Origin of the sequence: Tunturiibacter empetritectus, assembly GCF_014201375.1 — a bacterium.
Classification (GTDB): Bacteria; Acidobacteriota; Terriglobia; order Terriglobales; family Acidobacteriaceae; genus Edaphobacter; species Edaphobacter lichenicola_D.
This window is the reverse complement of record NZ_JACHDZ010000014.1, coordinates 1-1,396: the sequence shown is the minus strand read 5'-3', so window position 1 is coordinate 1,396 and position 1,396 is coordinate 1. Positions and strand designations below refer to the sequence as shown.

1 protein-coding gene is annotated in these 1,396 nt (G+C 58.9%); it reads right to left on the bottom strand.

Going from position 1 to position 1,396, the window contains the following annotated elements:
* Positions 1-266 precede the first annotated feature (266 nt).
* On the bottom strand, positions 267-1,352 hold the full coding sequence (locus HDF10_RS20520) for an IS110 family RNA-guided transposase (protein ID WP_183816861.1): 1,086 nt from the start codon (positions 1,350-1,352) through the stop codon (positions 267-269).
* Between the last annotated feature and the right edge of the window lie 44 nt (positions 1,353-1,396).

Here is a 1,396-nt window from a genome sequence, read left to right as displayed (position 1 = left end):
TTTCTATGAGCAGGTCACTAGTGTCAAGGGATTGTTCTTTGTTTTTCCTTCATAGGGATTCTGCTTTTTGTTGTTGCTCTTGGTATCGTTGCTCTCCACCGTGTTTCTATTCGCACTCTGGATGAGCTGTCTTCATGCAAGCTCGGTGCCGGTTGGGGTTCGAGAGGAGAGTCGATGCTGCCATTTATCGGTCGGCCTCGCAGGCCGAAGTCGGCTCGCAGTCATCGGAACACGGTGTCGTCGCAACGGGTCAACATGTTGATCTCTCAGGCTGCTTGTTCGTAGAACGGCATGTACAACTCCTGGGTGCTCCAGAGGTGATGAAGCAACACGGCCAACTTGCGCGCTACGGCAACGACGGCCTTACTTCTGGCCTGCTTGCCACCTCGGGCGGCTAGGCGCAGGCCCCACTGTCGTAAGGCCGAGTCTCGTCCGTGAGGTCGAAGGATGTGATTGGAGCACTCGATCAGCAGACTTCGGAGATAGGCGTTGCCGGCGTGAGTGATGCCGAGCTGCGGATCATGATCTCCAGACTGACTTCGACGCGGTCGCAGGCCCAGATAGCACCCAACGTCGCGACTTCGTCCGAACCGCTCTTTGCTTCCGAGCGTCAGCACGAAGGTCAAGGCGGTGAGATGACCGACGCCGTGAACCTTTAGCAGCGCCTGCGTCTCTGGATACTCGGTCTGGCCGAGTTGTTGGATCTGCCGGTCGTACATCTTGATCTTTACTGTCATCTCCGCGATCTGCTGAAGTACCGGACCGAGAGCCTGTGCCAGTCCGGGCGGCATAACAGCGAGGCTGCGCTGAGCGAAGCACGTCGTAGCGGAGGCGGGCATACGGTAGCCGCAGGACTTCGTCAGCCCACGCACGGCGGTCACTGCCGCCGTGCGTAGCCGCACCAGCAGCGCTCGCGCACGAACTAAGGTGAGGGCCTCTTGCTGCTGGACGGTGCGGTGAGAGATCGGCCGGAGGATGTTCGGATCAAGCCGGGCATATCGTGCCAGCTTCTCAGCATCGACCTGATCGCTCTTCCGATCACTGTGCGAGATCGCTCGCAGCTCACGAACGTTCGCCACGATGACTTCGTGCCCTAGCTCCTGAAGCTGTTCGCTGATCCAAATCGAGTGTGTCCCGGCCTCCATCGCGACCCGCGCTGGAGCCACGTCGGTAAACCACTTCTCAATCGCCTTCGGCGTGGTTCGGAAACGGCCACGATCGACCACTTCTCCGTCCTGGTTGAGGGTGCAGTAATGGCTCCAGACATCGCCAAGGTCGATGCCGATCGTGATCTCAACCTTGGCCTGTCTGCGTGGAACTTCAGCGATGAGGTGCTGCGCTGGCTTCTTCATGGGAATAGTCTGCTCCTCCTTCGGAGGACCTGCTCATCCCATTT

What these genes read in the sequence shown, in the direction of transcription:
- HDF10_RS20520 (WP_183816861.1), bottom strand. Translation starts at nt 1,352, where the DNA reads ATGAAGAAGCCAGCGCAGCACCTCATCGCTGAAGTTCCACGCAGACAG.